At 69.0% G+C, this 14,260-nt stretch carries 11 protein-coding genes; 6 read left to right on the forward strand and 5 right to left on the reverse strand.

The annotated features are described in order from the left end of the window. Positions 1–34 precede the first annotated feature (34 nt). Positions 35–1,237 carry a glycosyltransferase family 1 protein gene (locus GH681_RS12650; protein ID WP_153161845.1) on the forward strand — a complete coding sequence of 401 codons (1,203 nt, stop codon included), beginning with the start codon at positions 35–37 and terminating at the stop codon, positions 1,235–1,237. A 117-nt stretch (positions 1,238–1,354) separates the two neighbouring features. Next, entirely contained in the window at positions 1,355–4,768 is a 3,414-nt protein-coding gene (locus GH681_RS12655) for an ATP-binding protein (RefSeq protein ID WP_153161846.1), read from the forward strand. A 7-nt stretch (positions 4,769–4,775) separates the two neighbouring features. Here the strand turns inward: GH681_RS12655 and GH681_RS12660 are convergent, their stop codons facing one another. After that, positions 4,776–5,903, reverse strand: a complete 1,128-nt coding sequence (locus tag GH681_RS12660; RefSeq protein ID WP_153161847.1) for an NADH:flavin oxidoreductase/NADH oxidase — start codon at positions 5,901–5,903, stop codon at positions 4,776–4,778. 217 nt (positions 5,904–6,120) lie between these two features. On the opposite strand from GH681_RS12660, the gene GH681_RS12665 reads away from it, so the two are divergent. Continuing rightward, on the forward strand, positions 6,121–7,842 hold the full coding sequence (locus GH681_RS12665) for an ATP-binding protein (protein WP_153161848.1): 1,722 nt from the start codon (positions 6,121–6,123) through the stop codon (positions 7,840–7,842). Between the two features lie 168 nt (positions 7,843–8,010). On the opposite strand, the gene GH681_RS12670 is transcribed toward GH681_RS12665, so the two are convergent. The 3 genes from GH681_RS12670 to GH681_RS12680 form a co-directional block, all read right to left on the reverse strand. Continuing rightward, complete coding sequence (locus tag GH681_RS12670; RefSeq protein WP_153161849.1) at positions 8,011–8,187, reverse strand: hypothetical protein; 177 nt, start codon at positions 8,185–8,187, stop codon at positions 8,011–8,013. Positions 8,188–8,311: 124 nt separating this feature from the next. Further along, entirely contained in the window at positions 8,312–8,761 is a 450-nt protein-coding gene (gene fliL / locus GH681_RS12675) for a flagellar basal body-associated protein FliL (RefSeq protein ID WP_194271227.1), read from the reverse strand. A gap of 114 nt (positions 8,762–8,875) precedes the next feature. Beyond that, on the reverse strand, positions 8,876–9,796 hold the full coding sequence (locus GH681_RS12680) for a class I SAM-dependent methyltransferase (RefSeq protein WP_153161851.1): 921 nt from the start codon (positions 9,794–9,796) through the stop codon (positions 8,876–8,878). A gap of 33 nt (positions 9,797–9,829) precedes the next feature. Between GH681_RS12680 and GH681_RS12685 the strand changes: the two genes are divergently transcribed. The 3 genes from GH681_RS12685 to GH681_RS12695 all read left to right on the forward strand — a co-directional run bounded on the left by GH681_RS12685 (position 9,830) and on the right by GH681_RS12695 (position 12,473). Further along, positions 9,830–10,342, forward strand: a complete 513-nt coding sequence (locus GH681_RS12685) for a hypothetical protein (protein ID WP_153161852.1) — start codon at positions 9,830–9,832, stop codon at positions 10,340–10,342. 98 nt (positions 10,343–10,440) lie between these two features. Then, complete coding sequence (locus GH681_RS12690; protein WP_153161853.1) at positions 10,441–11,847, forward strand: sensor histidine kinase; 1,407 nt, start codon at positions 10,441–10,443, stop codon at positions 11,845–11,847. Continuing rightward, entirely contained in the window at positions 11,844–12,473 is a 630-nt protein-coding gene (locus tag GH681_RS12695; protein ID WP_153161854.1) for a response regulator transcription factor, read from the forward strand. Before GH681_RS12690 ends, GH681_RS12695 begins: the two co-directional genes overlap by 4 nt. Positions 12,474–12,497: 24 nt before the next feature. Here GH681_RS12695 and GH681_RS12700 read toward each other — a convergent pair whose 3' ends face one another. Continuing rightward, positions 12,498–14,258, reverse strand: coding sequence for a PQQ-binding-like beta-propeller repeat protein (locus tag GH681_RS12700; protein ID WP_153161855.1), 1,761 nt, complete (start codon positions 14,256–14,258; stop codon positions 12,498–12,500). Positions 14,259–14,260: the final 2 nt, after the last annotated feature.

Genomic DNA, 14,260 nt, shown 5'->3' on the forward strand with positions numbered 1-14,260 from the left:
CGCCCGTGCAGCATCCGCCGGCGACACTGGGCGGATGGACAACGCCGGACTCGTCTGCCAGGAAATCGTCAGCCACAAGGGCCCGCTGCGGGTTGCCGTGGTGACCGAAACCTATCCGCCCGAAATCAACGGGGTGGCGATGACCACCGGGCGCATGGTGGAGGGGCTCGTCGCCGCCGGCCACCGGGTGGATCTGATCCGCCCGCGCCAGGCCCACGAAGGAGCCGTCATTGCCGCCGACGGGGTCGAGCAGATGCTCGCCCGGGGCATCCCGATCCCCAAATACGCCAACCTGCAGCTCGGGCTGCCGGCCCAGAAGGTGCTGCTGCGGCGCTGGTCGCACCAGCGGCCGGACGTGGTGCAGGTGGTCACCGAGGGGCCGCTGGGCTGGTCGGCGCTCACCGCGGCGCGCAAGCTGCGCCTGCCGGTGATCAGCGAGTTCCACACCAACTTCCACCGCTACACCGGCCACTACGGCGTGGGCTGGCTCAAGCGGCCCATCGCGGCCTACCTGCGCAAGTTCCACAACCGGGCCGACCTGACCCTGGTGCCCACCCGCGCCCTGTGCGCCGAGCTGGCGGGGCAGGGCATCCCGCGGGTGGATGTGGTCTCCCGCGGGGTGGATACGACCCTCTTCGACCCCGCTCGGCGTAGCGATGCCCTGCGCCGCCAGTGGGGGCTGGCGCCCGATGATCTGGCGGTGCTGTACGTGGGGCGCATCGCCCCCGAGAAGAACCTGGCCCTGCTGGAGCAGGCCTTCGTGGCCGTGCGGGCCCGCCACCCTCGGGCGCGGCTGGTGCTGGTGGGCGATGGCCCGGCCCTGCCGCAGCTGCGGGCGCGGCTGCCCGAGGCGGTGTGCGTCGGCGCCCAGACCGGCGTGCTGCTGGCCGCGCATTACGCCAGCGCCGATCTGTTCGTGTTTCCAAGTCTTACCGAAACCTACGGCAACGTGGTGGCCGAGGCGCTCGCCAGCGGTCTGCCGGTGGTAGCCTACCGGGACGCTGCTGCCCATGAACTGATCGACCACCGGGTACACGGATGGCTGGCCGAGCCGGGCGACGAGCCCGGCTTCGTGGCCGGGGCGGTGGCGCTGGCCGAATCCCCCGACCTTCGCGCGAGCCTGCATCTGGCGGCGCGGGCCCGGGTGGATAGTCTGGCGTGGCGGGTGATCGTCGAACGGCTGGTGGGAATCCAGCGCCAGGTGATCCTCAGCGCCCCGATCTTCGCCCGCCGATAAGGCCCGTCACCGCGCCCAGCCTTCAGGGCAGCAGCTGGATGCCGATAGAGAGCGACAGGCCTTCGCAACGGGTTGCGAAAGGTCGAGCCCGCTTGCCGATCCAGGTCGCCGCCGCCCATGAACGTGCTGTCCCGTTTCCTCTCCACCCTCCTCGCGCCGGAGCGACAGCGACGTTTCGTCGTCGTGCTGATCATGGCGGTGGTCCTGAGCAACCTGCTGGCGATCGGGCTGGGGGTGTTCAGCCTCATCGGCAGCCGCGCCCAGACGGAAGCCCTGGTAGCCCAGAACGCCCGCAACCTGGCCGGCGCCCTTGATCAGGGCCTCGCCAACAGCGGTCGCACCATCGATCTGGCGCTGCGGGCGCTGGCGGACGAACTCGAACGGGAGGAGGCGGAAGGGCAGTCCTACCTCACCGCCGACGAGATCCGCGCAATGCTGATGCGCTACAAGGGCTGGTTGCCGGAGATCGAGGGCGTGCGCGTCTACGACGCCAACGGCGCGCTGCGCTGGGAAGGGGCCCTTGGTCCGGTGCTGAAGGCCGACATCTCCGACCGGGAATACTTCCGCACGCTGAAGGCCAATCCGGCGGCCGGGCTTACGGTGTCGCGGCCGGTGATCGGGCGGGTCGTGAAGACCTGGATCGTGCCCTTTGCCCGCCGCTACAACCGCGCCGACGGGAGCTTTGCCGGGGTGGTGGTGGCCATCGTGCCGGTCGAATACCTCACCGCGATGCTGTCCCGTCCGAGCCTCGGGCCCGGCGGCAGCGCGATGCTGCGCTATCAGGATCTGAGCCTCATCACCCGCTACCCGCCCGTCACCGGCCCGGCCGGCGAGATCGGCGAGGTGTGGTCGGCCGAGGGCGTGCGCGAGCGCCTGGGCGCCGGCCAGAACGCCGCGGTGTTCCGCGCCACGGACAGCGGCGATGGCGGCGACGGGAGCGAACGCTTCCTGGCCGTGCAGCGGGTCGATGGCCTGCCCTTTGTGGTGGGGGTGAGCCTATCGAGCCACGACTATCTCGTGCAGTGGCATCGGGAAGCCTGGCAGACCGGCATCCTGCTGACGGCCTTCCTGATCGTCTCGGGCGGTTCGGCGCTGCTGATCGGCCATCTCTACCGGCGTCAGCAGGACGATGCGAGCCAGGTGAGGGAGTCCAACGTGCGCCTGGCCGCCACCCTGGGCGAGCTGCGCGTGCGGGACCGGGCCCTGGCCGCCGCCGAGGGCATCGGCAAGCTGGGCGTCTACTCCATCGACCTGAGCAACAAGGTCACGACCTCTTCGCCCACCCTGCGTGATGTCTTCCGTGTGCCGCGGGAGCGGCCCTTCGTGCCGGAAGACTGGATCGAGCTGGTTCATCCGGACGACCGCCGGGTGATCGAGCGCTTCATGGTCGGGCTGGTGCAGAACGGCGAACCCTTCGACCAGAGCTACCGCATCATCTGCCGCGACGGGGCGATCCGCTGGGTGCATGGGGTCGGCCTGATGGAGCGCGATGCCGCCGGCCACCCGCTGAGCGTCCACGGTGCGGTGCAGGACATCACCGAATACAAGCAGGTCGAGGCCTCGCTGCAGAGCGCCGTGGCCGACTACGAGAAGCTGGTGGCGCGCATCCCCACCGGCGTGTTCGGCTTCCGCTGGCAGCCCGACGGGCTTTCGCGCTTCACCTATGTGAGCCCGCGCTTCTGCTCGCAGCTCGGGGTGACCGTGGAGGCGGCGATGGCCGACGCGCGGCAGGTGTTCTCCCAGGTTCATCCGGACGATCGCCCGGCGCTCAAGAATGCGCGGGCGGGCAGCTTCGACAGCGAGCGCGATTTCACCTGGGAGGGTCGCGTCCAGGTGAGGGGCGAGATCCGCTGGGTCGGGGTGATCGCCCGGCCGACGCGGCTCGACGACGGCGCGGTGCTGTGGGAGGGCGTGCAGGCCGACGTCACCGACCGCAAGCTGGCCGAGCTGGCCCGCAGCGAGAGCGAGGAGCGCAACCGCCTGCTGCTGCAGTATTCGCCGGTGGGCATCCTGCAGTACGGCACCGATCTGAAGGTGGTCTATTGCAACCTGCAGTTCGCCAACATCATGGCCGTGCCCCACGAGTACATGCTGAGCCTCGACTGCAAGACGCTGAAGGACCAGCGCATCCTGCCCGCCATGCGCGCGGCGCTGGCCGGCGAGCTGGGCGAGTACGAGGGCGGCTACCGCACCTCCTACGCCGGCAAGGAGCTGCTGGTGTCGGTGTCCTGCGCGCCGCTGCGGGATGCGGACGGCACCATCACGGGCGGCATCACCATCCTGCAGGACGTCACCGAGCGGATTCGCAAGGATGAAGAGCTGGCCCGCTACCGGGACAGCCTCGAGGAGCTCGTCGCCGCGCGCACCGCCGATCTGGAAACCGCTCGCGCCGAGGTCGAGCGCCTGGCCCGGGTGAAGAGCGAGTTCCTCGCCAACATGAGCCACGAGATCCGCACCCCGCTCAACGGCGTGCTGGGCCTGGCGCGGATGGGTTATCGGGAGAGCGTCGGGCGGGATGCCGCGCAGAACACCTTCGGGCGCATCCTGTCATCGGGCCAGCTGCTGCTGGGCATCATCAACGACATCCTCGATTTCTCGAAGATCGAGGCCGGCAAGCTGGGCATCGAGGCCATCGAGGTGGATCTGATCAAGGTGATCGGCGACACCCTGGCGCTGATGGACGAACGCGCCGAGGACAAGGGCCTGACGATCCGCCTGCAGCGGGCGCCGTCGCTGCCGGCGGCGTGCATCAGCGATCCGCTGCGGATCGGGCAGATCCTGGTGAACCTGCTCTCCAACGCCATCAAGTTCACCGAGCACGGCAGCGTCACCCTCTACGCCGGGGCCGAGGGCGACGAGCTGGTGCTGCGCATCAGCGACACCGGCATCGGCATGCGTCAGGCCGACATCGAGAAGGTTTTCGCGCCCTTCGAACAGGCCGACAACTCCACCACCCGCAGGTTTGGCGGCACCGGGCTGGGGCTGACGATCACCCATCGCATCGTCGGGCTGATGGGGGGCAGCCTGCGCGCCGAGAGCGTCGAGGGCCAGGGCAGCAGCTTCGAGGTGCGCCTGCCTTACGTGCCGCTGGCGGCGGCGCCGGCCGAGACCGAGCCGGAGGGCGCCGACGGCGAACCCGGCACCCGGCTGACCGGCATCCGGGTGCTGGTGGCCGAGGACAACGAGGTGAACCAGATGGTGCTCGAAGACCACCTGTGCAGCGAAGGCGCCGAGGTGACGCTGGTGGATAACGGCCAGGCGGCCATCGACTGCGTGCTGGCCAAGGGCGCGGCGTCCTTCGACGTGGTGCTGATGGATGTGCAGATGCCGGTGATGGACGGCCACACGGCCACCCGCCTGCTGGGCGGCATCGCCCCGGATCTGCCGGTGATCGGCCAGACCGCCCACGCCCTCGACGAGGAGCGGGCGGCCTGCCTGGCGGCCGGGATGGTGGATCACCTGGCCAAGCCCATCGAGCCGGAGGCGATGGTGCGCTCGATCCTGCGTCACCGGCGCCCGGCCAGCGCCTGACGCCGCTTCAGCGCATGCCGATCTTCGCGCCGGTGAACAAATCGCCGGCACCGCGCGGCGCGCTGCGCCAGTATTGACGCGGGGCATTCACCTTCGCGCCGAGCCTGGCGGCGGCGTGCCACGGCCAGTGGGGGTCGTACATCATCACCCGGGCCACGCCGACCAGATCGGCCTGACCCTTCGCGACGATCTCCTCGGCCTGTTCGGCTTCGGTGACGAGGCCCACCGCGATGGTGGGCATGCCGGTTGCGGCGCGGATGCGCTCGGCAAACGGCACCTGGAAGCCCGGCGCCACTGCGAACTTCTGTAGCGGCGACAGCCCGCCGGTGGACACGTGGATGAAGTCGCAGCCGCGGGCCTTGAGGGCCTGGGCGAAGGACACGCTCTGCTCCAGATCCCAGCCGCCCTCGACCCAGTCGGTGGCGGAGATGCGCATGCCCACCGGGCGGTCGGCCGGGAAGGCCGCGCGCACCGCGTCGAACACCTCGAGGGGGAAGCGCATGCGGTTTTCGAGGCTGCCGCCGTAGGCGTCGTCGCGGATGTTGCTGAGGGGCGACAGGAACTCGTGGAGCAGATAGCCGTGGGCGCCGTGCAGCTCGACGCAGTCGATGCCGATGCGCGCGGCGCGGCGGGCGGCGGCCACGAAGGCGTCGCGGATGCGCACGAGGCCGGCGGCGTCGAGGGCCGTGGGGGCGGGCTCGGCATCCGAATAGGCCACTGCCGACGGGGCCACGCAGGGCCAGCCGCCGTCTTCGACCGACAGCAGCTGGCCGCCGGCCCAGGGCACCGCGCTGGAGGCCTTGCGGCCGGCGTGGGCGAGCTGGATCGCCAGCGGCATCGACGAATGGTGGCGCACGCTGTCGAGCACCTGGCCCAGGGCGGCGGCGTTGGCGTCGGACCACAGGCCCAGGCAGTCGTGGGTGATGCGGCCTTCCGGCGACACGGCGGTGGCCTCGATGATCAGCATGCCGGCACCCGAGAGGGCCAGGCTGCCCAGGTGGATCAGGTGCCAGTCGGTGGCGTTGCCGTCGCCGTCGGCCGAGTACTGGCACATGGGCGCGATGACGATGCGGTTGGGCAGGCTGAGCTTGCCGAGGGAAAAGGGTGTGAACAGGGTGCTGGAGGAGTCAGGCATCGGAAGCGGCTCCGGATGGGCAAAGACCGGATGATCCCAGAAAAGGATGACAGCGGCCCATCCGGGTAAACCGGCGCCGCCCCACGGCCCGGCGCTTGCAGACAGGATATTTTTGGCGGGCTATCAAGTCGTGTGGACGGGCTTCCGTAATGACCGGATGTGACGAAGCCTGTGCCCGGAGAGAGCCGGTGCGCGCAAGACCTCGGGAGACGACAAGATGCTGGCGACCCCAGAACGACAGAAGCCCTCGGTGGAGCCGGGGGCGCCCACCATCCTGGTGGTGGACGATTCCCGGATCAACCTGAAAGGCGTCAGCCGGATGCTGGAGGGGCACTTCAACGTGCTCACCGCCGAATCCGGCCCGGTGGCGCTCGGCATTGCCGCCGCCGATCCGCGCCCGGACCTGATCCTGCTCGACGTGATGATGCCGGAGATGGACGGCTACGAGGTCATCCAGCGCCTGCGCGCCAGCCCGGTGACCCGCGACATCCCGGTGATCTTCGTGACCGCCCGGGTCAATGACGAGGACGAGCAGCACGGCCTGTCGCTGGGCGCCGCCGACTACATCACCAAGCCCCTGCGCGCCGCGATCCTGCTGGCACGGGTGAAGAGCCACCTCAAGCTCAAGCAGGCCCAGGACGAGCTGCGCACCCAGAACGAGACCCTCGAATCCCGGGTCATGGAGCGCACCGAGACCCTCGGGGCGATCCTCGACAGCGCCGACCAGCTCATCGCGATGATCACCCCCGATGGTGCGCTGATGGCGATCAACCGCATCGGCGCCGAGTTCTTCGGCTCGACGCCCGCCCGGCTGTCGGGGCAGAACCTCTTCGACCTGCTGCCGCCCGAGTTCGGCATCCGCCTGGCCGACCAGATCGCCGAGGTGCTCGCCACCGGCCACAGCTCCGAGATCGACGCCGCCAACCGGGGGCGCATCTTCCACGTCACCGTCTATCCGGTGCCCGGCAACCCGCCGCGGGTGGTGGTCTACGCCAACGACGTGACCGACAAGGTGGCCGCCGAGATCGAGCTGCGCCGTGAGCGCGAGCAGCTCGCCCAGTCCCTGGCCCACCAGCGCGAGCTCAACCGCAAGCTCGAAGACGCCCAGAACCAGCTCCTGCAGTCCGAGAAGATGGCCTCGCTGGGCCAGCTCGCCGCCGGCGTCGCCCACGAGCTGAACAACCCGATCGGCTTCGTGCGCTCCAACGTGACCACCCTCGAAGGCTACCTCACGGGCATCTTCGAGATCCTCCGGGCCTACGACGACAAGGCCGCCGCCGCGCTGCCCGCTCCCGACGCCGCCGAGCTGGCAGCCCTCAAGAAGCAGAAGGATTTCGACTTCGTGCACGAGGACATCTTCCAGCTCCTCAGCGAATCCAAGGACGGCCTCACCCGGGTGCAGGACATCGTCCAGAACCTCAAGGATTTCTCCCGCGTCGGCGGCGCCGGCTGGGGCTGGGCCGACCTGCACGCCTGCATCGACTCGACCCTCAACATCATCTGGAACGAGATCAAGTACAAGTGCACCGTGGTCAAGAACTACGACCCGGCGCTGCCCCAGGTGTATTGCATCGCCTCGCAGCTCAACCAGGTGTTCATGAACCTGCTGGTCAACGCCGCCCACGCCATCCCCGAGAAGGGCGAGATCGTCATCACCACCGAGCACGACGCCACCGGCACCGTGCGCATCCACGTGAGCGACAACGGGGTGGGCATCCCCGAAGAGAACTTCGCCCATCTCTTCGAGCCCTTCTTCACCACCAAGCCCATCGGCAAGGGCACCGGGCTCGGCCTGTCCATCGCCTACGGCATCATCGGCAAGCACCACGGCACCATCGACGTGGCCAGCACGGTGGGCAAGGGGACGACCTTCACCGTCACCCTGCCGGTCGAGAACACCGACGACGCGGCGGCTGCCGCGGACGACGCTGCCAACTGAGCGCTCCCGCGCCAGCAACGACAAAGCCGCCCGCGGGCGGCTTTGTCACTTTCGGGCATCTTGTGGTTGCACCCTGTTGCTCGGACCGAAGTCCGATCCACGGGGTGCCTGGCCCGGGGCACCAGTGGTGCGCATGGGTCGGCCGGATGCACCATGCTGGTGCGCGCCTCAGCGGAAGCGGTGGTCCTCGCCCGGGTGCTCGAAGCCGTAGCCATCCCGCCGGCAGGCCGCCATGCCCATGGTCGAAAGCCGCGCGGAACGGCTCTCCTGGGTCGTATCGGCCAGCCAGGCCAGGATTGCCCGCAGCGCGGTGCCCAACTGGAAGTGAAAGTGCAGGGTGTTCATGTCGGTGTCTCCGTCCTGTTTTCTGTTCTTTGACATAGCAAAGGCCATGCCGGTGTTACGGTATTACCGAACAAGACTTGAGTGTGTGATGAATTCAACAGGCATGCGCGTTTGCCGGCCGCACCTACTGGATGATGAAATTCGTGAACAGCGTGGTCTTCACCGGGCCGATGGCGGGCTGGCGATGGCCGCGCTTGTCGGTGTAGGCCGGGTTGCCGACGATGCCATTGATCGCGTCGCGGATCTCCTCGGCCAGGTCGCCGCGGGCCTTGGTCGTCTTCAGCTCGGCGCCGCTGTGGCCGGCCAGCAGCATCAGGATGTCGTTGCGCACCTGGGGCATGTAGGCGTTGATCGCCGCCGCGCCCTTCGGGTCGTCCAGACGCAGGGTGATCGCCAGCTGCACAAAGCGGCTCGAACCGTCGGCGTCCGCGGCCAGGTTGGTGGTGATCGTCTCGAGGGTGACGAGGTCGGCGCCGCCCCCGCCACCGTGATCGTTGGCGAGCAGCGGCTGGGCAAGGCCCAGCCCGGCGATGAGGAGAAGCGGCGCACAGGCGGCGCGAAGGGGCTTGAACATGGCAGGGGCCATCGGATGATTGATCGGGCAGGCCACCCGTCGTGGCAGGACGTGCGCGGGTGACACACGCTCTTCGGCATTTCTTGCCGGAACTTGACTTCCGCGCAGGGCGCCTCAGCCCGGTGCGCGGTAGACCAGCACCTTCAGCGCCCGCTCCGGGGCCACGTCGGCAAAGGCCGGCGGGTTGGCGAGGCGCTCCACAAACTGCATCGCCGGCGCGTTATCGGCCATCAGCCCGTGGAGGAAATCCGCCCCCAGCTTGGGCGAGTTGAGGCACAGCAGCGCCTGTCCGCCGGGCTCCAGCAGGTCGGGCAGGCGGCGCACCAGCCGGGCGTAATCCTTCTCGGCCACGAAGCTGCCCTTCTGGTAGCTGGGCGGGTCGAGGACCACCAGATCGTAGGGCCCGCTGCGCTTGATCTTGCCCCACGAGGCGAAGATGTCGTGGGGCATGAAGCTCGCCCCCGCGCCCAGCCCGTTTAGCTGGTGGTTCTTCTGGCCGATGGAGAGCGCGCCGCCGGCCATGTCCACATTCACCACCTGCCCGGCGCCCGCCTGCAGCGCCACCACCGAGAACGCGCAGCTGTAGGCGAACAGGTTGAGCACCCGCTGCCCCGGCCGCGCCGCCATCTGCGCCCGCACCCAGCGCCGGCCCTCGGCCATGTCGAGGAAGAAGCCGTGGTTGAGCCCGCGCAGCAGATGCACCCGGAAGCGCGCCCCGTCCTCGCTGACCACATGGGGCTCGGGCACGCTGCCGGCCATCAGCCGCGTCTCGGCGCGGGCCTCGAAGCGGTACTGATACACCCAGTTGAGCGGCTCGCCCGGCGCGACCTGCGCCCAACGGGCTTCCAGCGCCGCGCCGATGGCAGCCAGCTCGTCATCGGTGGCCGGCTCGAAGCTGGTGAGGAGCAGCACCGGCGGATAGGCGTCCAGCGTCCATTGCTCGCAGCCCGGATGAAGCCCGCCACGGCCGTGGAAGATACGCCCGGCGTCGGTGGGCGGCGTGAGGGCGGCGATGGCGTCGAGGAGCGGCTGCATGGGCGGGCGAAGGGCTGGCGGGACGGGCCCGGATTGTCCCGGAAAACTGTTGGGCAGGCGAGGCTTCGGGCGTACGCGGCCTGCGCGGGGATCGACGATGCCCGGCTGGCCGGCGCCGCCCGCATGGGCAAGCTCGACGGGAACGGCGTCGTCCGCAAGAGCGGCAAGCTCGTCTCGCTCTGCGCCGACAAGCCGAAGGAGCCCTTCGGTCGCTTCGTTTATCGCTACGGCAAGCCGGGTGAGGTGGAGATCGAGCACGTCGCCAGCGCCGCAGAGAGGGCCGCCCTCACCAGCCGTGCCACCGGCCCGCGGATGGGCGAGGACATCTTCGCCTTCCAGCGCGGCCCCTTCACCTATTACGTGGTCGAGGCCACCGGCATGGCCCAGGGCATCTCGGTGATGGTCTTCAAGTCCGGCAAGCGGATCGCCGACCTGTTCTCCGGCAACGATGCCGGTACCGATTTCCGGTCCGACATGCTGGAGGTGAACTTCCAGCGCCCGGCCTCGCCGGTGTTCGAGAAGAAGGCGCCGAAGGACGCGTTCTGAGAGTCGGCAGGTCGGGCGGATGCCCCACGTCACGTCGGGCAAATTACCCTGCGGTTTTGCGGCATCCTGTGGGTCCACCGAAGTTGACACCCCTCGCCATGCTTGCCGCTCCCCGCCTGCGCCCGCTCGACCTCAAGCGCCATCTCTTCGTCCGGGTCAGCCTGTTTGCGCTGATCGTGCTGCTGCTGGGCGCGGTGGTCACGCTGCTGGAGGCCCGCTACCGGGTGCGCGGCGACATTCAGCGCACCGGCGTGGCGATCCGCCAGCTCATCACCGAAGAGATCAACCGCAACTACTCGGCCTACGACGCGACCCTCGCCGAGCTCAACCTGGATCTTTCCGCCCTCAAGGCGATGGGGCAGGTGATCGATTTCTGCATAGAGATGAGCGATTTTCATACCCACGCCACCTATCGCCAGTGCTTTGCCGAGGCGGTTAGCCTGCCGGCGCCGGTGGAGGCGTTCATGCGCCGCGTGGTGGGAAACGACGCGGAGTTTCGCGGCAGCATCGGGCAGTACCCGGGCATCACCGGCGGGCAGCTGGTGGTCACGCCCAACTACGGCCGCGAGGTGCTGGAGCTGGCCCTGAAGATGGCCAATCTGGTGGCGGTGAGCACGATGATCCTGCTCTTCAGCTTCTTCGTGTATCGGCCGGTGCGCAACGCGCTGGCGCCGTCCGAGGCGATCCTCGGCACCCTTGGGCGGATGGAGCGGGGCGACCTGAAGGCGCGTATGCCCGGCTTCGCGCTGATCGAGCTCAACCGCATCGCCGAGGGCTTCAATCATCTGGCCGACCGCCTCGCCCGCACCATCCACAGCCAGCAGCGCCTGGCCCACCGGCTGCTGTCGGTGCGCGAGGAGGAGCGCCAGCACCTGGCGCGGGAGCTGCACGACGAGTTCGGCCAGTATCTCGCGTCCCTCAACGCCGAGGCCGCCTTCGCCCGCGAACTCGCCGACGAGGGCGTGCCGGCCCTGCGCCCGTGTGCCGACTCCATCGTCAGGACAGTCGGGCACATGATGGAAACCCTGCAGCAGATCCTCCACCGCCTGCGCCCCACGGGGCTGGAGGAGTTCGGGCTGCTGCCCAGCCTCCGGCAGCTGATCGCCGGCTGGAACCAGCGCAGCCGCGACATTCGCTTCACGCTGCAGGCCGACGAGGGGCTCGATGACCTGCCCGACAACATCAATGTGAGCGTTTACCGGATCATCCAGGAGAGCCTCACCAATGCCGTTCGCCACGGCCAGCCAGGCCGGGTTGAGGTGACGCTGCGGCGCGAGGCAACCGGGCTGCTGCTCGAAATCCGCGACGACGGGCTCGGCTATGGCGGCGAGGACACCCGCCCCGCCGGCAAGCCCGGCGGCTTTGGCCGGCTGGGCATGGAGGAGCGGGTGCTGGCGCTGGGCGGCACCCTGCGCATCGAGCCCGCGCCCGAGCGCGGTACGCGGGTAAGCGTGCAGCTACCCGTCGCCAGTGCCGACGACGCCACCACCAAGGAGACCCCGTGATCCGCATCCTGCTCGTCGACGACCACGCGGTGGTCCGCGAAGGCTACCGCCGTCTGCTGGAGCGCCGGGCCGACCTGCGCGTCGAGGCCGAGGCCGGCTCTGCCGAAGAGGCCCTGCAGATCCTGCGCGAAGGCCAGCCCGACCTCACCATCCTCGACCTGTCGCTGCCCGGCATGGGCGGCATCGAGCTCACCCGGCGCATCCTCCAGCGCCAGCCGGAGGCCTGCATCCTGGTGTTCAGCATGCACCGCGACCCGCTCTTCGCGGCCCAGGCGATCCGCGCCGGGGCGCTGGGCTACGTGACCAAGAGCAGCAGCCCGGATGTGCTGATCCAGGCGGTGTACAAGGTGGCCCGCCGCGAGAAGGTGCTGAGCCCCGACATCGCGCCGGAGATGGCGCTGACCCTGCTGGAAGGCGCCGGCAACCCGGCCGACGAGCTCAACCCGCGGGAGTTCGAGATCCTGCGCCTGCTGCTGGATGGGCTGGGCACCGAGGAGATCGGCAACATCCTCAACATCAGCCCGAAGACGGTGCAGAACGTGCACTACCAGATCAAGACCAAGCTGGGCGTGCGCACCGACATCGAGCTCGCCCGGCTGGCCATGAAGCTCAAGCTGATCGGCTGAGGCCCGGGGCCGGGCCTCGCCGCGTTACTGCCCCAGGCGATAGACCTGGAAGGTGTCGCCGGCCTTGTAGCCGAAGATCTGATTGCCGCCGGCGGCCACGCCCACGTACTGCACGCCGTCGATCTGCCACGTCACAGGCGGCGCATTGACGCCGGCATCCAGCTGGTCGCTCCACAGGGTTTGCCCGCTGGCGGCGTCGTAGGCGTTGAAGCGGCCGTTGCCTTCGCCCATGAAGACGAGATCGCCCGCGGTGGCGAGCACGCCGCCCACCAGGGGCTGGGCGGTCTTGTGCTGCCACTTCATCCGGCCGGTGGCCAGATCGATGGCCGACAGCACGCCCCAGCGGGGCACGTCCATCAGCGGCTCGAGCGTGGTGTATTCCACCGCCGGCTTGGCGCTGGTCGCGGGGATCACTTTCTTGGTGTATTTCACCGGCCAGTGGATCGCCGGTACATAGGCCACCAGCTTCTTCGCATCCACCGAGGTGGGCGACCAGTTGATGCCGCCCAGCACGCCCGGCAGGATCACCTGGCCTTCCGGCGTGGGGTTGGTGAAGGTGTTTTGGTGCACCACGAACTCGTCGGATTTCTTCAGCAACTCGCCGGTGAGGCGGTTGTGGATGTAGTACCAGCCGATCTTGGCCGCCTGGCCCACCGCCGGCACCACCTTGCCCTCGTGCGGGTAGTCGAACAGCACCGCCGGGCTCGCCACGTCGTAGCCCCACTGGTCGTGGGGCACCTGCTGGTAGTGCCAGCGGATCTTGCCGGTGGCCACATCCAGGCACACCAGCGACACGGTGTACAGGTTGTCGCCCGGCCGCGAGGTGCCGTCCATCTGGGGCGACGGGTTGCCGGTGCCAAAGTAGAGCAGGCCGTTTTCGGTGTCGATTGCCGGCGTGGACCACGCCGAGCCGCCGCCGTAGTGGGCCGCGTCCGGGTATCTGGGCAGGTCGGCGCGCTCCTTGTCGATGTCCCGGTGGAGCGACACGCCATCCGGCGTGGTGCGGCGGAACTCGCCTTCCCAGTTGGTCGGGGCGATGGTGTCGAACTGCCACACCCGCTTGCCGGTGGCCACGTCGAAGGCCGCGAGGAAGCCCGGGCGCCCGTAGCTGCCGGCAAAGCCCACCACCGCGCCCAGGGGCGCGCCGTCCCGGTCGGAATCCAGATGCAGGCCGTAGCCCACGCCGGTCACGCCGATCAGCACCTTGCCCTTGTAGACCACCGGCGCCATGGCGATGCCCACGCCGGACTGCCCGGCGATGGTGGCCTTGCGCAGCGGGTCGGATTCGTTGAGGGTGGTCACGGATTCCTGCCGGGCGCTGTCGCTGTCGGCCACCTCCACATCCCACACCACCTTGCCGGATTTCGCGTCCAGCGCCACCAGCCGCGCATCCACGGTGCCGATGAAGACCTTGCCGTCGGCCACCGCCACGCCCCGGTTGCCCGGGCCGCAGCACATGGGGTAATCCTTCTTGCGCGGGTGCTCGTAGCGCCACAGTTGCTTGCCGGTGACGGCATCCAGCGCCACCACGCCGTTGAAGGGCAGCGACAGATACACCGTGCGATCCACCATGATCGGCGTGCTCTGGAAGGTGGCCTTCACGCCGCTCTGGTAGGCCCATGCGCGGGTGAGCCTGCCCACGTTGCCGGTGTTGATCTGGCTGGGCGTGGCGTAGCGCTGGTTGTTCAGATCCAGCCCGTAGGTGGGCCAGTCGATGTCGGCGGCGAAGGCCGGAGCGAGGGCCAGGGCGCAGAGGGCGGGGAGGAGTCGAATGGATGTGCGCATCG

The sequence above is a fragment of the Zoogloea sp. 1C4 genome (genome assembly GCF_009469605.1).
Taxonomy (GTDB): Bacteria; Pseudomonadota; Gammaproteobacteria; order Burkholderiales; family Rhodocyclaceae; genus Zoogloea; species Zoogloea oryzae.